We start from the raw sequence: 21961 nt of genomic DNA, 5'->3' as shown, positions 1-21961 counted from the left end.
AAAAATCACATTGTTGCCGCTTGGGTAAAACTGCATGTCGTAAACGCCGATGTTTAAGCCACCGAGAAACACCTATCATTCACTCACTTCGCGGTCACCCTCGTCGCGAACTGGAAATCCCTCTTATTTCGTCTGACGGTGTTTTCACCTCAGGCCTCTCAATGGATTTCCTGACGTAGATTTTCAAGCTCCTGGATCTGACGTCATATTTAGCCGCTGCGTTTGCAGCGGCTTTTTTTTGGGATGTCTATTTACGGTAGCGACGGCACTTCGTATGCAGCAGCGGTGGGCGCTCCATGGGATTCGGGTGCGATCAGAAATGCCTTACGGGATTATTAGCAGCAGTCCTACAAGATCATATGTTTAAAGGTAGTTATCGGCAGGATGTGGATTCCACGTTTACGGGCCGATGTTGAGCGCTTTTAAATAAATGAGGTTTGATCATGAATAATAAAAAAATAGCAGTTTTTATACTGGCATTGAGTCTGACTCATCTTGCAAGCACCGCCACGGCAGCACCGTCTTCTCAAGCATTTCCCTGCTTCAGGTACAGCAACCAGATGTCACCAGGCGTAGCACAGCCCGGCGAGTACAAAGTGGTTCACAGCTATACCGTCAATTGCGGAACAACACTTCACAACATCACGTTGAGAACTCAACAGGGGTCACTGCAGCCTGTGACAGTGGAACAGCTCCAAGGCGGTGGCTGGGTCACTGTTGCAAGAGATGCACACGACCCGTCTGCCAAATGGGGCGGTGGCAGCTTTCGGGTGATTCTCGATAATCGTAATGGCACAACACCTATCGCTTATCGCGGCAGTTTCTCTGTGCCGCTGTAAGGGGCGCCGGAGCGGTGACCGACTCACCGCTCCGGCTTCATGATCTCGGTCATGTTCGGATGTTAACCAAAGACCTTTCGCGAGGCGTATTGGCATGTTCCTCAAGCGCGAGCGTGACCGACATGACCGTTTTCAGCTTGGTCAGCGTATCTCTGGCAAACCCGTGTCCCTCCGATATGTGCTTATTGAGAAACCCGAGTTGACGCTCAAAGTAGTCATACATATCCACTTTCTTATCGAGGCTTATTTCATTTCCCTGCGCATCAAAATCCAGATCAATGCCCGAAAGCCACCCCGACGTGCCGTAATCAATGATGCCCATGTCCACCAGTACATTGCCAATTTCACGCAATTGTCGGTTGGTCGTATTCCTGGGATCAAAACCTGACAGGTCCAGGTTGAAGCCCTTCAATTTCTCTTTATTGGAGATGCTTTCGTCAGCCCAGTACTGTCTGACTTTTTGCTTGACACTTTCTTCCTGCTCCGAAGCCCCTGATTGAGTCCGGAACCGGTTATCTGGAAGCACGGCATAAGTACTGAGCCGGCGATTTATTTCGGAAAAATTCTGAAGCATTTTCGACCTCCACGATAGGAACGATTACGTTCGTCCTATCGGGGGCGCCGTCCCAGGCTTGAGGCAAAAAACCTGAAGACGGAATCATTGCCTCGTAAAGAGACCCTTCCTACAAACAAGCCAATAATGGCCCTACAAAATTGACCCGTTCCACTCCGCTGAAACGGTCACGCCCAGCCTCGACTTCAACCCGCAAACCTCTGCAGATTCGCCATCATTTCCTTCAGCGCTTCAACGTTGTCGCCAGGATGCGTGGCGTCGGTGAAGTCGTTGATGGTGGTCCATTGCGCGGCGACATCCTCTGGCGAAAACCCTGCCCTTGGGTCGAACCCGGCGCCGATGCTGCGTTCCCAGCGGACCTTGCCTATCCAGCCGCCTCCGACTTCATATAACCCGGCGCTCTCTTGGCAATGTTCACTGCCCAGGTACACCACCAATGGGCTGACGAGTTCAGGCTTGAGAAGCTCGAAGACGCTGGCCGGGATCAGCCCTTCGGTCATTCTCGTGCCGCCGGTCGGTGCGATGGCGTTGACCAGAATGTTGTTCTTGCGCCCTTCCAGCGCCAGTGTGCGGGTCAGGCCGTAGAGGCCGAGCTTGGCCATGCCGTAATTGGATTGGCCGAAATTGCCGTAGATCCCGGACGTGGACGAGGTGAAGATGACCCGCCCGTAGTTCTGCGCGCGCAGATGGGGCCAGGCGGCATGGGTCACCTTGTAGGCGCCTTCGACGTGGACCCGGTAAACCAGCTCCCAATCAGCGTCTTCCATTTTGGCGAAACTCTTGTCGCGCAGAATCCCCGCGTTGTTCACCACGACGTCTACGCGACCGAACGCATCCAGCGCGTTTTGGACGATCTTGTCGCCATCGGTCACAGAATCATGATTGGCCATTGCCTGGCCGCCCGCTTCGCGAATTTCCGCCACGACGCGGTCGGCTGCCGACGCATTGGCGCCTTCACCATGGGCCGAACCGCCCAGGTCATTCACCACCACGCGCGCCCCGTGACGGGCGAACAGCAAGGCGTGAGCCCGCCCCAGCCCGCCGCCGGCACCCGTGACGATGACCACTTTGTCTTCGAAACGTATGGACTCACTCATGCCGCACTCCCCAATGATGAGGCACGCACTCGATTCCGTGAGGTCCGCGCCAATCAGCTGGTGCGTTCGAGGGCGTGCTAAACAGTCATGGAGTGTCAACCAGTCGCTGGCGGGTCACAATCAATACGAGCCGTTCTGAATGGTGCTCGATAACACAAAGGGATGATTGGCAGGCTTACTGTTCTGGATCGCCAGCGGCACGACAATTGGAGGTCTGAAGTCAGCGGCTGAAGCGCGAAACGCCTCGTAGCAGCTCAAGACACGTGCGGGAGCCTCCGTCTGGGGGTAGCGGCCCACATCCGGCAGCAAGATGGTGTCCGGGTCGGGAATCAGCTCACGATAGCGCTCCACCATATGGCGCCCTGAAATCGGGTCGGCGGCGCCGTTGATGAAGCGCATTGGCACTTGATTGCGCTGCATCGCCTGCACCCAGCGGTCGCGCAGCTCTACGCGTTCGGGGAGGTAATTGATCAGGCGATACAGCATGTGATGGCCTCGGCCAGCTGAAATCAGGCTCCAGAAATCATCCAGTTCGCTTTCACTGGGGCGGGTGTCGGGCCCGAATGTCCGACTGAAGTCATGGTCCAGGCTGTTGCGGTCGAACAGGCGCCCCACCACCCAGCCCAATCGGCCAAGCAGCATTTTCTGCACCCGGCACGGTCGATACGCCTCCGGAAACAGGCCGCCGTTGAGAAACGCGCAGCTGCCCATGTCAAACCGCCCCTCGGCATGCCGCGCCAAGAGTTCCTGGGCGACGCTGTCACCGTAGTCATGGGCGAGGATGTGCACCGGCTGGCTCACCTCCAGATGGCCGAGCAACGCCTGCTGAAGATCCGCTTGCTCAATAAGGCTGTACACATGATCCCGAGGTTTGGCGGAGTCGCCGAATCCCAGCATGTCGCAGGCGATGACCCGGTAGCGGCGGGCCAGCGGCTGCCACAAGTAGTGCCAATCCCAACTTGCCGTAGGAAAACCGTGGATCAGCAGTAAGGGTTCGCCCTGCCCGGCCGCCCAATAGCGAATGCGATGGCCGCGAAACACGAAGTCATGGCCTCGTCTGCGCCAGACGCTGAGGGGGATTTCCGAGAGACACATTACTGCGCGTATCCCGGAGAACATTGATCGAGTTTGCGCAACAAGGCAGGCCAGGCCAATTTGCCACCCATGCCCTCGGCGCTGCGCGTTACGCCGGCGACCATCGCCTTCGCGCCTGCGAGAATCTGTCCGTCGATAGGGATCAGTTCGGCCCCGCCACCTTGGGCGAGCACCTGAATCTCACAGGCCCGCTGAAAGGTGAACATCATTAGAAAGGTGTCCGCGATGCTGGAGGCGCAGGTCAAAAGCCCATGATTGTTGAGCATCAGGAAGTTGGAGGGCCCCAGGTCTGCCTGCAAACGGGCCTTCTCTTCATGGTTCAGCGCAACGCCTTCATACCCGTGATAGGCCAGGCTCGACAGCACAAACAGCGATTGCTGGCTGATCGGCAACACGCCTTGTCTCTGCGCGGACACCGCAACACCTGCCGCCGTGTGGGTGTGCATGACGCACATCACGTCATGACGGACTTCATGCACCGCGCTGTGGATGGTGTAGCCCGCCGGGTTGATGTCGTAGGGGCTGTCCATGAGTTTCTTGCCCGACTGATCGACCTTGACCAGGCTGGACGCCGTCATCTCGTGAAACATCATCCCGTAGGGGTTGATCAGAAAATCTTCGGTGCCGGGCACCTTGGCCGAGATGTGAGTAAAAATCAGATCATCCCAACCGTGAAGGGCCACCAGCCGGTAGCACGCGGCAAGGTCTACGCGAGCCTGCCACTCTTCGGGGCTGACCCGCTCTTTGACGCTGGGGTGGATGTGGCTCACGCCATCGGCGGCTACTTGGGCGACTTTCACGATCGGCGTTCCTCGGCGGTTATTCTGCTCTAATGGATCAGCAGTCTAGTCAGACCGGGAACAAGCGGTACTTGCCTTCGCAGCCACGTTAGTGGCCCGGCGAGTCAGAGGCGCTGCGATGGCTCTAGCGCAAAGCTTTCAGAGCATCCAAACCAGCAAGGGCGCCGCGAAGAGATTGAGAATGCCGGTGAGCACCATGACCAGTCCAGCCACGGAGCCTTCTTCTCCCCCCACCTCCCGAGCGCGACTCACGCCAGCACCATGCGCGCCCACGCCAAACAGCGCGCCACGGGCCAATGAAGTGCGCAGCGGCAGCCATTTGAGTAGCACGCCACCCAATGCCGCGCCGAAGACACCGGTGCACATCACAAATACAGCGGTCAGTTCCGGTACGCCACCCAAGTCATGTGCGAGGGGCATCGCAAATGGCGTGGTGATCGAGCGAGGAACCAACGACATCACCACCGAGGTGTCCAGAGCCATCACCCTGGAAAGCCCGAACGAACTGGCAATCGAGGCGGCACTTCCCGCCAACATGCCAATTAGCAAGGCGGGCCAGTGCCGGGCGAGCAACGCACGCTGCTGCCAGATCGGCACGGCGAAAGCCACGGTGACCGGGCCGAGCACCAGCATCAGCCAGTGGGTGTTGGCGGAATATTCGGCGTAGCCCGTGTGCATGGGCGCAGCAATGGCCATTAGAACCGTAGGAACAAGGATCAGCGGCGACAGCAAATACCGACCGGTCCGACGGTACAACCAGCGACTGCTGACATACGCGGTCACCGTGATCAGCAGCCAGAAGATCGGCATTGGCTCAAAAGTCATGCCCCGCCCTCCGCAGTTCGGTCCTTCAGGCGACAGACCATTTCGACGGTGCAGGCCGTGACCAGCATGACCATCAACGTACTGCACCCAATCACCAGCATGATGCGCCAGCCTTCGTGACGGACCAGCGCGCCATAGTCCAGCAGGCTCATCAACGGAGGAATGAAGAACAGCAACATCTCGGCCAGCAACAGGCCCGCACCGGTTTGCAAGGTAGCGGGGTTGAGTACGCCGCTGGCGAACACCACCAGCAACAGCCCGAGGCCGACAACCCCACCTGGGATAGGGAGGTTAAGCCACAACACAATCTCGCAACCCACTTGGTAAGTCGCGATTAAGGCGACAAGTTCGCCCACCAGCCGTGCGAGTCGAGACAATCGTTTCATGGTCATTCAGCCCTCTGAGGGCTCCAGTCTAACGATTGACTTAACATCCCAAAAACGAATTGTGAGACTTTTAGCGATTCCAATATGGAATCGCATCATTCACACTGTCGGCATATCTCATCCCGGCAGACAGTATTCAACGTGGAATTCAAACAGCTTCGCAGCTTTATTGAGGTGGTGCGGGAAGGCGGTTTCACCCAAGCCGCTCGCACACTGTTCATCAGTCAGTCAGCGGTGAGTAAACAGGTTGCACAACTGGAAGAAAGCCTGGGGGTCAGCCTGCTGGATCGCCAAGGGTCACAGGTCAACCTGACCGCCGCCGGTAAGGTCGTGCTGCACCGGGCTGAAGAGATGCTCATCCTGCGTAACGGTCTGCTGCGAGAGCTGGACGACCTCAGCAATCTGGCACGCGGTGAGTTGCGCCTCGGCCTGCCGATGCTGGGCAGTGACACGCTGTTCGCCAAAGCTTTCGCCGAATACCGGCGGCTTTACCCCAACGTCACCATTCATTTGCTCGAAGACGGCAGTCGCGCCATCGAGCGGGCTGTGATGACGGGCGATCTGGAAATCGGCGCGAGCCTGACCCCCGATGACCCGATGTTCGCATCACAACCGTTCTGCGACGAGCCGATGGATGCCCTGCTCCCGATCGACCACCCACTGGCGCACCTGAAGGAAGTGGAACTGAGCCAGCTCGCTGACACACCCTTTCTGTTGTATCAACGTAGCTTCGTGCTTAACGATCGACTGCTGCAGGCGTGCAAGCAAGTGGGCTTCACCCCCAAAGAAGGCGGGCGCAGCGGACAGGCAGATTTCCTCGTCGCGCTGGTCGCGGCAGGGCAAGGCGTCGTGCTGCTGCCGCAGGTCGTCGCGCGGGCGCTGGTGCGGCCGGGTGTCGCTCACCTCACCTTGAAAGCGCCTGAAAGCTTGCGCTGGGACATCGCCTTCATTTGGCGTGAAGGCGCATACCTGTCCAAAGCCGCTCAGGCGTGGCTGGCGCTGATGCGCAAGTAAGCCGCAACGCTTCGGCGCCCGTCCGACCGGTCAGGCGCCGAGCTTTTCGAGGAACTCCGCGAGCCACGGCTCGGCGTCGCTTTCCGGGGTCACGGTTTCGCTGGCGTCCAGCCGCAGCATGTCCTGCACTTCGCGAATACCCACTTCCATGAACAGTTCGCGCAACTGTTCGCCACCGCCGCAGAACGTGTCGCCATAGCTTGCGTCGCCCAGACCAATGACGCCGCCAGGCAGGCCGCGCCATGCAGCGGGCAGCACGTCACGGATCTGCGAGTACAGCGGCTGAATGTTGTCAGGGAGTTCACCCAGGCCGGTGGTGGATGTCACGGCCAGAAACGCTTCGGGGGCAAATGCCTGAAGATCGGCCAACGTCGCGCGCGGGTTGAAGAAGACTTCGTGGCCGGACTTTTGGATAATTTGCTGGGCGTGTCGGGCGACTTCTTCGGCAGAGCCATACACCGAGCCCGAAACAATGGCGACTTTCATTGTGTGATCCTGTGACTGATTGAAATCGTGCGGCATTATGCCCCAGTCGAGCGCAATGTCTTAGAATGCGGCCTTTGCGCAATCGCACGGAGGCTGTTGATGATCAACGCAAAGCTGATGCAATTGGCGATCGACGCCTCGATCGACGGGATCGTGATCGCCGAGCATGAGGGCGACGACAACATCCTTATATATGCCAACAAAGCGTTCGAACGGCTGACCGGATTCAGCGCCGATGAGGTGCTCTATCAGGATTGCCGCCTGTTGCAGGGCGACGACCGCGATCAGTTCGCGCGCCGGTCCATCCGCGAAGCCCTGAAAAATGGGCAACCCTGCCGTCAGATTTTGCGCAATTACCGCAAGGACGGCAGCGCATTCTGGAACGAACTCTCGATCACGCCCGTCTTCAACGATGCTGAAAAACTTTTGTATTTCATTGGCATACAGAAGGACGTGACCGACCACGTGCAAACGCAACAAAAAGTTGTCGAATTGCAGGCAGAACTGGCGCAAGCTCGCTTGGAAATAGCGGCGCTAAAGCGGTAATACCTTGTAACTGACGAACGGCAGCAACCAAAAAGCGAATTTAATGTCTGCTTTTTCAATAACCGGTTAATCGAGCTTGACCATGCAGCGCGACAACATTCTCACGCAGGATGAGTTGGACTTCATCCAAAACATGCAGCACAACCCCAAGCTGAACCTGCGCGACAAGTCCCGTAGCCTGGTGGTCAACGGCGGTGTCCAGATTCAGGACCTGCTGACGCGCCTCGCCGCTCATGAGCAAGTGACAATTCGAGCCCAGTTCGACAACCAGCAGATGACCTTTCCGCTGCATCTGGTTGAAGACGAATTCCACGCACTGCACTTGGAGTTGGGCGCCCCCAGCATTTTTGAAGAAGGCCCGCGCATCCGTCCGTGGCGTTTGAGTTTGCCTGAGCCCATGGCGCTGGAAACCGAGAAAGGCGCGCTGACGGCCCTGTGGGTGCACGAGATTTCTTTTAAAGGCATCCTGCTGGAAATCCGCAAACAGACCAAGCCGCCCAAGTATTTTTCCGCCTGGTTTACCCCGGCCGGCCTTGCCCCCATCGCCCTGCGCGGCACCTTTGAGCGCCTGACTGAACAGGGCCTCGCCGCGTACCGCTTGAGCCAGAACAGCAAGGAAGACACCGAGCGCCTGCGGCAGTACATCCTTCAGGAACACCGCAAGATTCATCCTTCAATGCATTTGTAGCAGCGGCGAGTTTTGAGCGGCAAGCTGCAAAATTGACCGTGCCGCCCCACTTGCCGCTTAAGGCTCAAAACTCGCGGCGGCTCTCAAGTATCGAGACGCCCCGACAGAAACTGCTGCAAGCGTTGTTGCATCACGCCTGCGTCACTACTCAGACACCCTACGATCGAACCCTGCAAACTGGCCTGCGCCATGTCAGCGGTTTTGCCCGCCAGCAGCAGCGGGCAGGCAAGCCCCAGCGCAAGCCTTTCCAGCTTTCTGCTGAAGTCGGCCGAGGGCAGTTGATCAGAGAACAACACCAACGCGTCAGGTTTGATCTTGCCGCAAACGAGCCCGAGTTCTTCCAGCGGCTGCCCCGGCGCCAGCACACTGATCGATGTACGCTCAGAGGTCATCAGCAAAGCGGCAACCCACAGTTCCAGCTCCCTGCATCCACCTGGCATGGCGACCACCAGAACCCGATAATCGGCGTCTGCTCGCGCAGAAGTGAGCCGCTGGAGTGCGTGCCCTCGCAGGAAGTGGTCGAAGAACAGCCATTCGCTGAGAGGGCCAAACGCGTCATGACGAGCGACGAGGTCGTACCAGACCGGCATCAGAATCTGCTCGAAGACCACTGAAACCGGGTAGGCGAAAAGGACCTGATCGTAGATCTGATCCAGCCAGCGTTCGTCGAAATTTTCGGTGGCTTGACGCAGTCGCCCTTGCCACGCCTCTTTCCCCGCGCTGTCGACGACACTCAGCGGCCCTCGCGCCTTGGCATTCAGATCGCGGGTATCGGCAAGGATTTTTCCAACCTTACTGATGGCCACTCCGCGCTCGGTCCACATGAGAATGCTGCGAACCGTCGCCACATCCGCGTGGGTATAAAGCCGATGTCCGCCGTCGGTACGGATGGGTGTGATCAAGCCATGACGGCGTTCCCATGCGCGAAGCGTGACCGAGTTGACACCGGTCAGGCGCGACAACTCGCGAATGGGCAACAGCTCCTCATCGTTTTCAGATGACGCACTGCGCAACTGAGTCATGAAAGTGTCCGTCTTGAAGTTATTTAGAAACAGGATTGTACATCTGCCGGGATTCAATCAAGGAAAACTGATCCGCAAAGACTTGTGGCTTTGTCCACGGAATCAGGAATAATCCTTGCTTGCATTTCGTAATGAAATTGACGCGACGCCACCACCCCGGCGTTGCGCCATGTGATTTCCCTACCCGGGAAGCTCACTCGTCTATCGGAGATACACAATGTCTACCTCACCCGTCACGCTGATGGTCGCCCGCCGCGTTGCCCATGGCCGCTATGAGGAACTCATTACCTGGCTGCACGAAGGCGAGCACCTCGCCACTGACTTTCCCGGCTACCTGGGCTCGGGCGTCCTCGCGCCGCCTCCGGGAGACGACGAATTCCAGATCATTTTCCGCTTTGCCGATGAAGCCACCATGCACGCGTGGGAGCATTCTGCGTCTCGACGCTCCTGGTTGGTGCGTGGCAGCGGGCTTTTCGCCAAGAATTCCGTGCACCGTGTGCGCGGGCTGGACGGCTGGTTCGGCACCGTCGGACATCGTCCGCCGCGCTGGAAACAGGCCATCGCCATTTGGTTGGCGTTCTTTCCCGTCTCATTGATCTTCAACTACGTGTTGGGGCCCTTGCTGAGTGAGCTGGCGTTGCTGCCGCGGATCATGATCAGCACGCTCCTTCTCACGCCATTGATGGTGTTCTGGTTCATTCCGTTGTCGACGCATCTGTTGTCAGGGTGGTTGCAGAGCAACAGTCAGACGCCATCAGTGTCTGCCGAATCGGCGTCTACTCGCTGATCCCATATCGTCCCGACCTCCAGCGCCGAACCCACAGTTGTACACCACTGACCATTGGGTTAACTTTGCCCCAGACGTTCGATCTCTGATGGCGCAATGAAAGCAACCGGCGCCCGCAATCCGGAGCCGATACGCCAATGACCATCCGGTTTCCTCTTCCCTGATAACCCACGAGCTGCCATGGCCTCCTCCCCCGCCCCTGTCCTGATCACTGGCGCCAGCCAGCGCATCGGCCTGCACTGCGCCGAACGGCTGCTGGGCGAAGGTCAGCCGGTGATTATCAGTTATCGCACCGAACGCCCTGGCGTCGAGCGACTGGAGGCACTGGGCGCCCTCGCGATTCAGGCAGACTTTTCGTCGCAGGACAGCGTGATGGCCTTCATCGCGCAATTGAAAGAACACACCCCACGCTTGCGCGCGATCATCCACAACGCCTCCGAGTGGCTGGCGGAAACCGAGGGCGATGAAGGCGATGTGTTCATGCGCATGTTCAACGTGCACATGCTCGCGCCCTACCTGATCAACCTGCATTGCGCCGAGTTGCTACAGCGCTCGGAGATCGCCGACATCGTTCACATCGGAGACGACGTCACGCGCAAGGGCAGCAGCAAGCACATTGCCTACTGCGCGAGCAAGGCAGGCATGGACAACCTGACGCTGTCGTTCGCTGCCCGCTATGCCCCCTCTATAAAGGTCAACGGCATCGCTCCGGCCATGCTGATGTTTCAACCCGACGACGACGCGGCGTACCGCGCACGCGCGCTGGCCAAATCGGCGCTGGGCATTGAGCCCGGCCCTGAAGTGATCTACCAGAGCCTGCGCTATCTGCTGGATAACCCGTATGTCACCGGCACCACATTGACCGTAAACGGCGGACGGCACGTCAAGTAAGCCGCCCCGAGGACCCCTTTGATGACCCTGTCACTGCCAGAGCACTACCGTGAAATCCTTGTCGGCCTGGGCGAAGACCCGGAGCGCGAGGGTTTGCTGGACACCCCCAAGCGTGCAGCGAAGGCCATGCAGTACCTGTGTCATGGATACGATCAGACGCTGGAAGAGATCGTCAACGGCGCGCTCTTCGCGTCGGACAACGACGAGATGGTCATCGTGAAAGACATCGAGCTGTATTCGCTGTGCGAACACCACCTGCTGCCGTTCATTGGCAAGGCCCATGTGGCCTACATCCCCACCGGCAAAGTCCTGGGGCTGTCGAAGATCGCCCGCATCGTTGACATGTTCGCCCGGCGTCTGCAAATCCAGGAAAACCTGACCCGCCAGATCGCCGACGCCATTCAGGGCGTGACCCATGCGGCAGGCGTCGCGGTGGTCATCGAGGCGAAGCACATGTGCATGATGATGCGCGGTGTCGAAAAGCAGAACTCGACCATGAACACCTCGGTGATGCTCGGCGCCTTTCGCGAATCCAACACGACACGGATGGAATTCCTGCAACTGATCGGACGGAGCAAGTAGTCCATGGCAAGACTCGAACCAGGCACCGCACGCATCCGGGTCAAGGACCTGTGCCTGCGAACCTTTATCGGCATCAACGAAGATGAAATCCTCAACAAGCAGGACGTCCTCATCAACCTGACGATCCTGTACGCCGCCCAGGAAGCGGTGCGCGACAACGACATCGATCACGCGCTGAATTACCGGACCATCACCAAGGCAATCATTCATCACGTCGAGAGCAATCGTTTCGCGCTGCTGGAGCGGTTGACCCAGGAAGTGCTGGACCTGGTGATGAGCCACGAGGCCGTGCAATACGCCGAAGTCGAAGTCGACAAACCCCACGCGCTGCGCTTCGCCGAGTCGGTGTCGATTACGCTGGCCGCCGAGCGCTGAAAATCGTTGCCAGACACCGCCGGTCTGATTGCCAAACGATAACCTTCTGTGGGAGCCGGCTTGCCGGCGAAAGCGGCGGTTCAGTTCAATCCATAGTGACTGATATATCGCGTTCGCCAGCAAGCCGGCTCCCACAGGTCACGCGTCCGGTTGACGAGAACCATTGCCCGCCCTGCCCCACACTCTTATCATCCGCCCCATCTTCAACTCCCACAGAGTCCATCATGACCGAGCAACAACGCCTGGAACTCGAAGCCGCCGCCTTCCGTCGTCTGGTCGCGCACCTGGACAGCCGCAAGGACGTGCAGAACATCGATCTGATGAACCTCTCCGGTTTCTGCCGCAACTGCCTGTCCAAGTGGTACAAGGCCGCCGCCGACGAGAAGCAGATCGACATCAGCCTCGATGACGCCCGCGAAGTGGTGTACGGCATGCCGTACGGCGAGTGGAAATCCCTCTACCAGAAAGAAGCCAGCGCCGATCAGCAAGCGGCGTTCGCCAAGGAAAAGAAACATGACTGACCTGAACACCCTGCGCGCCAGCCTGAAATCCGGCGAACACGCGTTCGCCGATACGCTGGCGTTCGTCGCCGCGCACTACGACTACCAGCCACAGGCGTTCAGCAACGGCCCGGTCGAGAACGCGGCGGGTCAGAACGAAGGCTCGTGCAAGACGCTGGGTCTGGCGCTGCTGGAAGGCCTGAGCGACGAAGAAGCCCTGTTGGCGTTCGGCGAGCACTATCGCTCGGTGGTGGCGACGCCTGAAGGCAGCGACCACGGCAATATCCGGGCGCTGATCACCCACGGTCTGGCAGGCGTGAAGTTCAGCGCTCAGCCGTTGACGCGTAAAGCCTGATCGCTACTGCGCCGCGGTATGGCGGCGCACGCTGGCCCTGTAGGAGTGAATTCATTCGCGATTGGCCGGTACATCCGATACAGATGTGTCGCCTGAAACACCGATCGCGAATGAATTCGCTCCTACAGTGCAGACACAAAAAAACCGGCCCAATGAGCCGGTTTTTTCGTTTTGGAACAGCCGATCAGAACGAAGCGTTCGCCAGACCATCCAGATACCGCTCGACGTCCAGTGCCGCCATGCAGCCTGCACCCGCCGAGGTAATCGCCTGACGGTAGACGTGGTCAGCCACGTCACCTGCCGCGAACACGCCCTCGACGCTGGTCGCAGTCGCATTACCTTCGCGACCACCATGAACAACCATGTAGCCGTCTTTCAGCGCCAATTGGCCTTCGAACAGCGAGGTGTTCGGGGTGTGGCCGATGGCGATGAACACGCCGTCAACTTTCAACTCCGCGCTGCTGCCGTCGTTGTTCTTCAGTCGCGCACCGGTCACGCCCATGTTGTCGCCCAGCACTTCATCCAGCGTGGCATTCAGCTTAAGCTCGATCTTGCCCTCAGCGACACGCGCATGCAGCTTGTCGATCAGGATCTTCTCGGCGCGGAACGTATCGCGACGGTGAACCAGCGTAACCTTGCTGGCGATGTTGGCCAGGTACAGCGCTTCTTCAACAGCCGTGTTGCCGCCGCCGATCACAGCGACAGGCTTGTTACGGTAGAAGAAACCGTCACAGGTCGCACAGGCGGAAACACCTTTGCCCATGAACGCTTCTTCGGACGGCAGGCCCAGGTAACGGGCGCTGGCGCCAGTGGCGATGATCAGCGCGTCGCAGGTATAAGTCCCGCTGTCGCCTTTCAGGCTGAACGGTTTACCCGCCAGATCAACAGCATTGATGTGGTCGAAAATAATCTCGGTTTCGAAACGCTCGGCGTGTTCACGCATGCGGTCCATCAGCACCGGGCCGGTCAGGCCATGGGGGTCACCCGGCCAATTGTCGACTTCGGTGGTGGTCGTCAGTTGACCACCCGCCTGCATGCCGGTGATCAGCAGAGGCTTGAGGTTGGCACGGGCCGCATAGACCGCAGCGCTGTAACCGGCTGGGCCGGAGCCGAGAATAATCACTCGGGAATGACGTACATCAGACATGACACACTCCTATTGACCGGCCATTACGTGTGGTCGGAGTCACTGTGGTCTAAACCGGCGGACCGGTTGAATAAAACGGATCGGTGAGCCACTTGGAGAAGATTCGCCCACCCATCCTGAAATCATGACGCTGCGACCGAAGCCGCAGCGACGGTATTACAAGCTCTTGGCGTTCTCAGCCAGGTAATCGGCAACGCCCGAAGCGTCAGCCTTCATGCCTTTCTGGCCTGGACGCCAGCCAGCCGGGCAGACTTCGCCGTGCTGTTCGGTGAACTGCAGTGCTTCAACCAGACGGACCATTTCGTCAACGTCACGGCCCAGTGGCAAGTTGTTGACCACCTGGTGCTGAACCACACCATTCTGGTCGATCAGGAACGAACCGCGCAGCGCAACGCCGTCGTCGTGTTCGATGCCGTAAGCGCGAGTGATGTCGTGCTTGATGTCAGCAACCATAGTGAATTGGACTTGGCCGATGCCGCCCTTTTCAACCGGGGTGTTGCGCCATGCAGCGTGGGTGAAGTGCGAGTCGATGGAAACACCGACCACTTCAACGTCCAAGTCGCGGAATTTAGCGACACGGTTGTCGTGCGCAATGATTTCCGACGGGCACACGAACGTGAAGTCCAGTGGCCAGAAGAACAGCACGACGTATTTGCCGCGCAGCGAAGACAGTTTGAAGTCTTCGACGATCGAACCGTCGCCCAGAACGGCGGCAGCAGTGAAATCCGGGGCCTGTTTGTTAACCAGAACGCTCATTAAGACTCCTGAGAGGTTCAAAGTGAAAGGAAGAGGTCTGAAAGATGCCCGCAAGCTTATCGGGGCGGGGAAGATTAAGGAAATATCGTTTCACAATCCAGCTCATAGGCCGTACCTATCCCGATAATCGATGGCCTGTGTATCGTCGATAGACTCTGCCTTCGCCAGATTGTTTCGGCGAATGTCGCCATACCGATCCTGCTTCCGCCGCTGGGGGAAAGCCGGTAAGGTCGGCGCGTTTTCAATGTTTGGAGGCTTGTATGCCTGCACCCGCCCTGTCTGGCCCGCAATACCTGCGCGAGGGCCTGAAACTGGTCCTCAGCCCCGGTTTGCGGCTGTTCGTCTTGCTGCCCCTGACCATCAATCTGGTGCTGTTCAGCGCACTGATCTATTTCGCCGGTCACGAATTCAGCCTATGGGTCGATTCGTTCATGCCGACGCTGCCCAGCTGGCTGAGCTTCCTCAATTACATCCTCTGGCCGCTGTTCGTGGTGTTGGTCGTGCTGATGGTGTTTTTCACCTTCACCATGATCGCCAACGTCATCGCTGCGCCATTCAACGGCTTTTTGTCAGAAAAAGTCGAAGTGGTCCTGCGCGGCACCGATGATTTCCCTACGTTCAGTTGGGGCGAGCTAATCGAAATGGTCCCCCGCACGCTCAGCCGCGAGATGCGCAAGCTGGGCTACTTCCTGCCCCGTGCCATCGGGCTTTTCATCCTGTCCTGGATTCCCGTCGTCAACATCGTCGCCGCGCCACTCTGGCTGATGTTCGGCGTGTGGATGATGGCCATCCAGTACATCGATTACCCTGCCGACAACCACAAAATGAGCTGGCAAGACATGCTCGCCTGGCTGCGCGCCAAGCGCTGGCAGAGCATGAGCTTCGGCGGAATCGTGTATCTGGTGCTGCTGATTCCGGTGGTTAACATTTTGATGATGCCCGCTGCCGTGGCGGGAGCGACGTTGTTCTGGGTCCGAGAGCGGGGGGCGGAGACGCTGGCGGAGCGGATTCGCTGATTGCATAAGAAGGCCTCATACGAGGCCTTTGTTTTTTGCGCTAGAAGGAGACTGCATTCATCGAGGCCACTACCATCATGTTAACGCCCCAGTAGATGACGCCAATGACCATCCACACGCAGTTCCATGGGGTGAAATCCTTGTTTTGACTCCCTTGGGCGTCACCATTGGCCAAATTCATGAACGACTGAACCCGACGCAAAATCAGGCACTGGAGTAGCATCGGAATAGTCGACGCGGCAACCATGGGAATAAAGCCCACACCTGTGAACGGCTGACCGCTCAAACTCGTGACGAGGCCGATGATGAACCCCACGGTATGGGGGACAAGTGCCAAAAGAATCATTGCAGCCGCAGACACTGCCCAATAAGGCATCCCGCCTTTGTTCTCCTCTTTCAGTACAGCATCCACTTTGTAAAACAACGAAGGCATGTAGAACATCCCGAACACTGTTCTAGGCAGCGGCCATAGCGAACGCCCCGAATGCACCTTGTAAAGCGACCAGTGCTTGAAGCACCAATAGAGGCCATACAGCCCTGATGTGACGACCAACATCACCGTCAATTTGTCGAGCGACACGGTGAAAAACGGCTGGCTGCTTTTCGGTGTGGCGGTCAGATCAGCCTTCGGCGGCGTATAAAAAACCTCAGACATCTCGGTCCCTCGATGAATTGGAGATGCGCATCCTAATGGCGAAAACCGACCTTTAATCACACCCCCAAAAATCAGGACCGATCCTACAAACGTCTTCCATACGTCCCACAGCCACCTTGTTCAACCATGGTGACGCCCACTCCGGGCGCGTTCATCAATGGGAGTTCAAGCGCATGGAAACCAGCCGTCTCAATCCCGCGAATCACACCCAACCGTCGCTGCTGCCGCAAAAAGCGAAACGTGATCCCAACGCACCCGCGTTCATGCAAGCATTGGCCGATGCAGTGAAAACAACCACCTCCAACACCTCACCTGCTGAACCGGCCACACTCGCCCGCCCCGTGAAACCACGCTCTCATCTGAATCTGGTCAGCCTCAATCCCGTTCAAACCCACTACACCCCCGAGGCCGCTGCACTGGAAAAGATCGGGTCATCGCGGATCGTGCCGTTCACAGTGGGAGATCATTGATATCTTTTGAACCGCATCGCACATTCAGACCCAAGAGGAAGCTATATGTTGATCAACAACAGCGAAGCATTTTCTGTATTGTCTCGACCGGCCAACACGCACCAAGTCGCTACTACGTCTAGCGACCTCTTCAGTGATACATTAAAAAATACACTTCCATCACGAACCGCACGCGACATGACTCACTCTGCGGATCTAATTCGTGAACGGAACTATATGCTGGAAAAAGCAAAAACCAGTCCCTCGGAAGCGGCAACGCTGGCTTTCGGATACACGCACAACTCCTTATCTTCAGCTTTGTTAGATCTTTCAGACCGACCAAACATACGATATGCCGCTACGGGAGAGCTTGTCACTCCACTCACAGAGCAGTATTTCAGCCACATGAGTCAAACCATGCAGCAACATTGCAACAATCTCTACCGACAAGAAGTTTCCAAAGGAACACCTGCGGAAGAAATTTTACAGAAAATCTTCAACTTTCATGACTCAATGCCTGCGCGTTTCAAAGGCATGCTTGGACTATGACGAAAGCCTGCACGCCGTTCAGCGGCGTGCAGGCGGTCTGATAAATTACCAATCCACGGTTAGCCTGCCTTGCAGTCCTCCAACGGGAACACGTCCAGGGTCCGATAACTTGAGCTCGAAAAGGAAAGGCTGCGACGGATGGCGCGTTCTTAAAACAAAGGCCTTTCGGAAATTTCGCACAGCGCCATAGGACTGTAAGACCCTCTTGTCAGAAAATAGAACTCATTGATCTAGCTCGGCGATTATTTGAACAGTTAGAGCAAATTGGGCATGTCACAAATCCATCACCCAACCGCCACACAAGCGCAACGCCAGCGTCTGAAACTGGCGGTTATGAGTAAGTCTTTGCATATCACGTTGATCACTGAAACGTACGCACCTGAAATCAATGGCGTGGCCACCACGCTGAGCCGGTTGTGCGACGGCTTGCGGCTGCGTGGGCATCGTGTGGAAGTGATTCGTCCCAGGCAGAACGAGGACGAGTTGCGGGCGGCGGGTGATGATTTGATGCTGTGTCGCGGCTGGCCGATTCCGGGGTATCCGGGGTTGCAGTGGGGTCAGTCGTCGATGCACAAGCTGCTGCGGCGCTGGCAGCGAAGTCGGCCGGATGTGCTCTACATCGCGACTGAAGGGCCGTTGGGGCTGTCTGCCTTGAGAGCAGCGCGCCGATTGCGGATTGGGATTGTTAGCGGCTTTCACACCAATTTTCAGCAATACACGCGGGAGTACGGGATGGGCTTTATTACCCGCCTGCTGACCTCGTACCTGCGCTGGTTTCATAATCGTTCGAACGCCACCCTGGTGCCCAGCGCCAGCCAGAAGACAGAGCTGGAACGGCGCGGCTTCGAGCGGTTGGAGCTGCTGTCGAGGGGCGTGGATTGCCAATTGTTTCATCCATCCCGACGTTCGAACGTGCTGCGTGAGACCTGGGGCCTGGAGCCTGGTGACACCGCCGTTTTGCACGTAGGACGGCTCGCTCCGGAGAAAAATCTGGGGCTGCTCAACACCGCGTTCGACGGTCTGGTCAGCGCTTATCCCGACAAAAAGCTCAAGCTGGTGATCGTCGGTGACGGGCCGGTCCGCGCAACGCTGCAACAGCAGCAGCCGGACGCGATCTTCTGCGGCACCCAACGAGGTGAGGCGCTGGCGGCTCACTATGCGTCGGGGGATCTGTTTCTGTTTCCGAGCATGACCGAGACATTCGGCAATGTCGTTCTTGAAGCGCTGGCCTCAGGGCTCGGCGTGGTGGCGTACGACGAAGCGGCGGCGGCCCAGCACATTCGACACGGCCACAACGGCGCAGTCGCGATGCCAGGCGATGCAGAGGGCTTTATTGACGCTGCACGCTGGATGCTTGAGGACGACGAGACCCTGCGCAGGGTTCGTCTGAATGCTCGACAACATGCCAGCCGTCAGGGGTGGGCGGGGGTGATCGAGGCGTTCGAGCAGTATTTGCGGGTGGCCAGTGAGCGGCGGGATGGAGTCGCTTTAGGGGTCTAGCACCCCGAGAGCGCATTCATTCGCGAGTGATCGGACATTCAACACATCCGTGTCGTCTGTACCGACGTCTCGCGAATTCGTTCGCTCCCACCGAAAAACACACCTGCGCAGGCGGTAATTTACTCCAGCTTGCCCAATGCGTCCCGGCTGAACGGCAGGATGTCTTCCTCGCGACCCTCGCGCACTTTCACCGCCCAATCCGGATCGACCAGAAGCGCACGGCCCACGGCCACCAGGTCAAATTCCTCATCACCCAAACGCTTGAGCAGATTTTCCAGGCTGGCGGGTTGCGCGACTTTGTCGGTGTTGACCATGAATTGCAGGAACTCGCCGTCCAGCCCGACGCTGCCGACGGTGATGGTCGGTTTGCCCGTCAATTTGCGAGTCCAGCCTGCCAGGTTCAGGTCAGAACCTTCGAATTCCGGCTCCCAGAAACGGCGCGTCGAGCAGTGGAAAATGTCCACGCCCGCGTCAGACAGCGGCTTGAGGAAAGCCCCCAACGCTTCCGGGGTCTGCACCAGACGCGCGGTGTAGTCCTGCTGTTTCCACTGGGAGTAACGAAAGATGATCGGGAAATCAGGGCCGACGGCGGCGCGCACGGCCTGAATCAGTTCGATGGCGAAACGCGAGCGCTGGGCCAGGTCCCCGCCGTACTCGTCGGTGCGCTGGTTGGTGCCTTCCCAGAAGAACTGGTCGACGATGTAACCGTGAGCACCGTGAATTTCCACGCCGTCCATGCCAATGTTCTTGGCGTCTTTCGCCGCTTGAGCGAAGGCGGCGATAACGTCAACGATGTCCTGTTTGCTCATGCCATGGACGACGACGTTGCCATCCTTGAGTTTTTCAGTCGGGCCGTACGCAGGAACGGTGCCATCCGGTTCGGTGCCCAAGCGACGCACGGCGCCCACGTGCCACAGCTGGGGAACGATCTTGCCGCCCTCTGCGTGAACCGCATCAACCACTTTTTTCCAGCCTGCCAACGCCGCTTCGCCGAAGAATTGCGGGACGTTCGGGTAGCCGTTGGACGCCTTGTGACCGACGGTTGTGCCTTCAGTGATGATCAAGCCCACGCCCGCCGCGGCGCGGCGACGGTAGTACTCGATGACCTTGGAATTTGGCACGCCACCCGGCGAAAACGAACGGGTCATCGGTGCCATAACGACCCGCGTAGGCAATTCCAGGCTGCCCAAGTAAAAAGGTTTAAACAAGGCTTTGACTGGCATGCGCACGTCCTCGGCTCAGGAAATATTATGAAGGTCATACAGAATGAGCCGACCGAGCCGGGATGACTAGCACTATTGATTTGGGTGATTAAGATTTAGAAGTCGCGAAAAGACGCCTAGGGGTCGGCGTATGCACATGCCTTCCGTACGCCAGGAGACCTCTGTGGGAGCGAATTTATTCGCGAATGTAGGTCAGGCGACGCCGATGCAGCGATCGCACCGGCCTTTCGCGAATGAATTCGCTCCCACAGACCTGAGGCAGCGTTCAAGAAGCGAGAAGGAGCGAATCACGCTGGCAAACAATCAATGCAGCGCTTTTTCAATCGCTTGTATCACCGCCGGATCATCCGGCGTGGTACGTGGCGAAAAACGCGCCAGCACGCGGCCGTCTTGCCCGACGAGAAACTTTTCGAAGTTCCAGGTGATATCCCCCGGAAACTCTGCACCTTCACCTGCCAGCATCTGATACAGGCGGTGACGGTGCGGCCCGTTGACTTCCAGCTTGTCACCCAGAGGGAAGGTGACGCCGTAGTTCAGCGAGCAGAATTCTTGAATCTCTTCCTGAGAACCTGGCTCTTGCCCCGCGAACTGGTTGCAAGGCAAACCCAGAACGCTGAAACCGCGGTCCTTGTATTTCTGATAGAGATTTTCGAGTGCGGCGTATTGTGGCGTGAGGCCACACTTGGAGGCCACGTTGACCACCAGAACCACTTTGCCCTTCAGGGGCGCGAGAGGCAGTTCCTGGCCATCCAGAGCTTTTAATTTCAGGTCGTGAAATATACTCATGACGAAACTCCCCTGCTCACCAAACAAACACCATCGGCCGAAAAAGGCGCCCTGTCAGGCCGCGAAACCAAGACGGTTTTCGCAAAAGCCCGCGAGGACGCCTGGCCAGCTATTTGAGCTTAGCAGGACAAATCAGTGGTGATGGCCACCTTCGCCATGCACGTGACCGTGGGCGATTTCTTCCTGACTGGCGTCACGGATGGCAACGATCTTAACCTGGAAATTAAGGCGCTGACCGGCCAGCGGGTGGTTACCGTCGACAGTAACATCGTCGCCGTCCAGATCACGAATGGTGACGATCTGCATTTGGCCGTCCGGCGCGGAAGCGTGGAATTGCATGCCCACTTCCAGTTCGTCGACGCCTTCGAACATGCTGCGGTTCAGGGTGCTGACCAGTTCAGCCGAGTATTCGCCGTAAGCGTCTTCAGGCTCGATGGCGACTTTCAGCTCGTCACCGACGTCCTTGCCTTCCAGTGCCTTTTCCAGACCCGGAATGATGTTACCTGCGCCTTGCAGGTAAACCAGCGGCGCGCCGCCGGCAGAACTGTCGATGACCTCACCAGCGTCATTGGTCAGGGTATAGTCAATGGAGACAGCCTTGTTGGCGGCGATCGGCATGGGGCAAGACCTTTTGCAAATAGAGATATGAGCGAGCAAGTCTAACCAAGCCCTCGCGCGAAAGCGAACGCAACTCAGACGGACGGCCCCGATTGCACGACCCTGCGATGCCTCAGAACGACACCACGATTATCGGGTTTCATCAGGACGAGGATGGCCATTGGGTCGCCGACCTCGCCTGCGGTCACACCCAGCACCTGCGGCATCAACCACCGTGGCAATCCCGCGCCTGGGTGCTCGATGCGCAGGCGCGACAGGAAAAAACAGGTCAATCCTTTCACTGCGGCTGGTGCGCGCAGGGGGCAGATGACGATAACCTTGTGCCCCGTTGAGACGCTGCGACTGAACAGCGTCCTGTTTGACTTAGGTCCCTGATTCTGACGAATCAAGACCCTTGCAC

28 protein-coding genes and 1 pseudogene are annotated in these 21961 nt (G+C 58.0%); 15 read left to right on the top strand and 14 right to left on the bottom strand.

The genetic code is table 11. The features are described from left to right. Positions 1–443: 443 nt before the first annotated feature. Positions 444–839: a hypothetical protein gene (locus ACIQAL_RS23865; protein ID WP_401149978.1), complete on the top strand. Its 396-nt coding sequence runs from the start codon at positions 444–446 to the stop codon at positions 837–839. A gap of 49 nt (positions 840–888) precedes the next feature. Here the strand turns inward: ACIQAL_RS23865 and ACIQAL_RS23860 are convergent, their stop codons facing one another. The 6 genes from ACIQAL_RS23860 to ACIQAL_RS23835 all read right to left on the bottom strand — a co-directional run bounded on the left by ACIQAL_RS23860 (position 889) and on the right by ACIQAL_RS23835 (position 5616). Next, positions 889–1413 (bottom strand): hypothetical protein, encoded by a 525-nt coding sequence (locus ACIQAL_RS23860; RefSeq protein ID WP_401149976.1) that lies wholly within the window; start codon positions 1411–1413, stop codon positions 889–891. A gap of 185 nt (positions 1414–1598) precedes the next feature. Next, positions 1599–2510, bottom strand: a complete 912-nt coding sequence (locus ACIQAL_RS23855) for an SDR family oxidoreductase (RefSeq protein WP_401149974.1) — start codon at positions 2508–2510, stop codon at positions 1599–1601. A 120-nt stretch (positions 2511–2630) separates the two neighbouring features. Further along, on the bottom strand, positions 2631–3605 hold the full coding sequence (locus ACIQAL_RS23850; RefSeq protein ID WP_401149972.1) for an alpha/beta fold hydrolase: 975 nt from the start codon (positions 3603–3605) through the stop codon (positions 2631–2633). Then, positions 3605–4375, bottom strand: coding sequence for a class II aldolase/adducin family protein (locus tag ACIQAL_RS23845; protein WP_401150147.1), 771 nt, complete (start codon positions 4373–4375; stop codon positions 3605–3607). Before ACIQAL_RS23845 ends, ACIQAL_RS23850 begins: the two co-directional genes overlap by 1 nt. A 168-nt stretch (positions 4376–4543) precedes the next feature. Continuing rightward, positions 4544–5230 carry an LrgB family protein gene (locus ACIQAL_RS23840; RefSeq protein WP_401149970.1) on the bottom strand — a complete coding sequence of 229 codons (687 nt, stop codon included), beginning with the start codon at positions 5228–5230 and terminating at the stop codon, positions 4544–4546. Then, complete coding sequence (locus ACIQAL_RS23835; RefSeq protein WP_401149968.1) at positions 5227–5616, bottom strand: CidA/LrgA family protein; 390 nt, start codon at positions 5614–5616, stop codon at positions 5227–5229. The genes ACIQAL_RS23840 and ACIQAL_RS23835 overlap by 4 nt, the downstream gene beginning before the upstream one ends. A 141-nt stretch (positions 5617–5757) precedes the next feature. Between ACIQAL_RS23835 and ACIQAL_RS23830 the strand changes: the two genes are divergently transcribed. Further along, entirely contained in the window at positions 5758–6630 is an 873-nt protein-coding gene (locus tag ACIQAL_RS23830; protein ID WP_401149966.1) for a LysR family transcriptional regulator, read from the top strand. 30 nt (positions 6631–6660) lie between these two features. On the opposite strand, the gene ACIQAL_RS23825 is transcribed toward ACIQAL_RS23830, so the two are convergent. Then, entirely contained in the window at positions 6661–7116 is a 456-nt protein-coding gene (locus ACIQAL_RS23825) for a flavodoxin (RefSeq protein ID WP_401149965.1), read from the bottom strand. A gap of 99 nt (positions 7117–7215) precedes the next feature. Between ACIQAL_RS23825 and ACIQAL_RS23820 the strand changes: the two genes are divergently transcribed. Both ACIQAL_RS23820 and ACIQAL_RS23815 read left to right on the top strand, forming a co-directional pair. After that, on the top strand, positions 7216–7662 hold the full coding sequence (locus ACIQAL_RS23820) for a PAS domain-containing protein (protein WP_401150145.1): 447 nt from the start codon (positions 7216–7218) through the stop codon (positions 7660–7662). Positions 7663–7744: 82 nt separating this feature from the next. Beyond that, positions 7745–8350 carry a hypothetical protein gene (locus ACIQAL_RS23815; RefSeq protein WP_401149964.1) on the top strand — a complete coding sequence of 202 codons (606 nt, stop codon included), beginning with the start codon at positions 7745–7747 and terminating at the stop codon, positions 8348–8350. A gap of 83 nt (positions 8351–8433) precedes the next feature. Here ACIQAL_RS23815 and ACIQAL_RS23810 read toward each other — a convergent pair whose 3' ends face one another. Continuing rightward, on the bottom strand, positions 8434–9372 hold the full coding sequence (locus ACIQAL_RS23810; protein ID WP_401149962.1) for a MerR family transcriptional regulator: 939 nt from the start codon (positions 9370–9372) through the stop codon (positions 8434–8436). Between the two features lie 217 nt (positions 9373–9589). Here ACIQAL_RS23810 and ACIQAL_RS23805 point away from each other — a divergent pair, with 217 nt between their 5' ends. The 6 genes from ACIQAL_RS23805 (at position 9590) to ACIQAL_RS23780 (ending at position 12862) form a co-directional block, all read left to right on the top strand. Continuing rightward, positions 9590–10159, top strand: a complete 570-nt coding sequence (locus tag ACIQAL_RS23805; RefSeq protein WP_401149960.1) for an antibiotic biosynthesis monooxygenase — start codon at positions 9590–9592, stop codon at positions 10157–10159. A gap of 180 nt (positions 10160–10339) precedes the next feature. Continuing rightward, positions 10340–11050 (top strand): dihydromonapterin reductase, encoded by a 711-nt coding sequence (folM, locus tag ACIQAL_RS23800; RefSeq protein WP_401149958.1) that lies wholly within the window; start codon positions 10340–10342, stop codon positions 11048–11050. Between the two features lie 21 nt (positions 11051–11071). Then, positions 11072–11632: a GTP cyclohydrolase I FolE gene (gene folE / locus ACIQAL_RS23795; RefSeq protein WP_401149956.1), complete on the top strand. Its 561-nt coding sequence runs from the start codon at positions 11072–11074 to the stop codon at positions 11630–11632. A 3-nt stretch (positions 11633–11635) separates the two neighbouring features. Continuing rightward, a complete protein-coding gene (gene folX / locus ACIQAL_RS23790; RefSeq protein WP_166597197.1) occupies positions 11636–12007 on the top strand; it encodes a dihydroneopterin triphosphate 2'-epimerase in 372 nt (123 codons plus the stop codon). Between the two features lie 224 nt (positions 12008–12231). After that, positions 12232–12528: a DUF1244 domain-containing protein gene (locus tag ACIQAL_RS23785; protein WP_401149954.1), complete on the top strand. Its 297-nt coding sequence runs from the start codon at positions 12232–12234 to the stop codon at positions 12526–12528. Further along, positions 12521–12862: a HopJ type III effector protein gene (locus tag ACIQAL_RS23780; RefSeq protein ID WP_166597199.1), complete on the top strand. Its 342-nt coding sequence runs from the start codon at positions 12521–12523 to the stop codon at positions 12860–12862. Before ACIQAL_RS23785 ends, ACIQAL_RS23780 begins: the two co-directional genes overlap by 8 nt. Before the next feature lie 184 nt (positions 12863–13046). On the opposite strand, the gene trxB is transcribed toward ACIQAL_RS23780, so the two are convergent. Both trxB and ACIQAL_RS23770 read right to left on the bottom strand, forming a co-directional pair. After that, the gene (trxB, locus tag ACIQAL_RS23775) at positions 13047–14009 is read right to left on the bottom strand and encodes a thioredoxin-disulfide reductase (protein ID WP_166597200.1); all 963 of its coding nucleotides are present in this window, start codon (positions 14007–14009) and stop codon (positions 13047–13049) included. 156 nt (positions 14010–14165) lie between these two features. Next, complete coding sequence (locus ACIQAL_RS23770) at positions 14166–14765, bottom strand: peroxiredoxin (protein WP_401149951.1); 600 nt, start codon at positions 14763–14765, stop codon at positions 14166–14168. Between the two features lie 260 nt (positions 14766–15025). On the opposite strand from ACIQAL_RS23770, the gene cysZ reads away from it, so the two are divergent. Next, positions 15026–15781 (top strand): sulfate transporter CysZ, encoded by a 756-nt coding sequence (gene cysZ / locus ACIQAL_RS23765; protein WP_401149949.1) that lies wholly within the window; start codon positions 15026–15028, stop codon positions 15779–15781. Between the two features lie 40 nt (positions 15782–15821). Here cysZ and ACIQAL_RS23760 read toward each other — a convergent pair whose 3' ends face one another. After that, the gene (locus tag ACIQAL_RS23760) at positions 15822–16436 is read right to left on the bottom strand and encodes a hypothetical protein (RefSeq protein WP_401149947.1); all 615 of its coding nucleotides are present in this window, start codon (positions 16434–16436) and stop codon (positions 15822–15824) included. A 173-nt stretch (positions 16437–16609) separates the two neighbouring features. On the opposite strand from ACIQAL_RS23760, the gene ACIQAL_RS23755 reads away from it, so the two are divergent. The 3 genes from ACIQAL_RS23755 (at position 16610) to ACIQAL_RS23745 (ending at position 18934) form a co-directional block, all read left to right on the top strand. Then, the gene (locus ACIQAL_RS23755; RefSeq protein ID WP_401149946.1) at positions 16610–16906 is read left to right on the top strand and encodes a hypothetical protein; all 297 of its coding nucleotides are present in this window, start codon (positions 16610–16612) and stop codon (positions 16904–16906) included. Positions 16907–16951: 45 nt separating this feature from the next. After that, positions 16952–17434 carry a hypothetical protein gene (locus ACIQAL_RS23750; RefSeq protein WP_401149944.1) on the top strand — a complete coding sequence of 161 codons (483 nt, stop codon included), beginning with the start codon at positions 16952–16954 and terminating at the stop codon, positions 17432–17434. Between the two features lie 333 nt (positions 17435–17767). Next, the gene (locus ACIQAL_RS23745) at positions 17768–18934 is read left to right on the top strand and encodes a glycosyltransferase family 4 protein (RefSeq protein ID WP_401149942.1); all 1167 of its coding nucleotides are present in this window, start codon (positions 17768–17770) and stop codon (positions 18932–18934) included. A 119-nt stretch (positions 18935–19053) separates the two neighbouring features. Here ACIQAL_RS23745 and ACIQAL_RS23740 read toward each other — a convergent pair whose 3' ends face one another. The 3 genes from ACIQAL_RS23740 to ACIQAL_RS23730 all read right to left on the bottom strand — a co-directional run bounded on the left by ACIQAL_RS23740 (position 19054) and on the right by ACIQAL_RS23730 (position 21561). Beyond that, complete coding sequence (locus ACIQAL_RS23740; RefSeq protein ID WP_401149941.1) at positions 19054–20163, bottom strand: NADH:flavin oxidoreductase; 1110 nt, start codon at positions 20161–20163, stop codon at positions 19054–19056. Between the two features lie 297 nt (positions 20164–20460). Continuing rightward, positions 20461–20943: a glutathione peroxidase gene (locus ACIQAL_RS23735; RefSeq protein ID WP_341964467.1), complete on the bottom strand. Its 483-nt coding sequence runs from the start codon at positions 20941–20943 to the stop codon at positions 20461–20463. A 132-nt stretch (positions 20944–21075) separates the two neighbouring features. Beyond that, positions 21076–21561: a peptidylprolyl isomerase gene (locus ACIQAL_RS23730; protein ID WP_166597207.1), complete on the bottom strand. Its 486-nt coding sequence runs from the start codon at positions 21559–21561 to the stop codon at positions 21076–21078. Between ACIQAL_RS23730 and ACIQAL_RS23725 the strand changes: the two are divergent. Beyond that, positions 21560–21893 (top strand): annotated as a pseudogene (locus ACIQAL_RS23725) (DUF3565 domain-containing protein). The gene ACIQAL_RS23730 and the pseudogene ACIQAL_RS23725 overlap by 2 nt on opposite strands. The last annotated feature ends 68 nt before the right edge of the window (positions 21894–21961 follow it).

It is taken from the genome of Pseudomonas sp. NPDC088368 (assembly GCF_044753445.1).
Taxonomy (GTDB): Bacteria; Pseudomonadota; Gammaproteobacteria; order Pseudomonadales; family Pseudomonadaceae; genus Aquipseudomonas; species Aquipseudomonas bambusae.
Note: the sequence above shows the minus strand (reverse complement) of the source record. Positions and strands in the feature narration are given on the sequence as shown.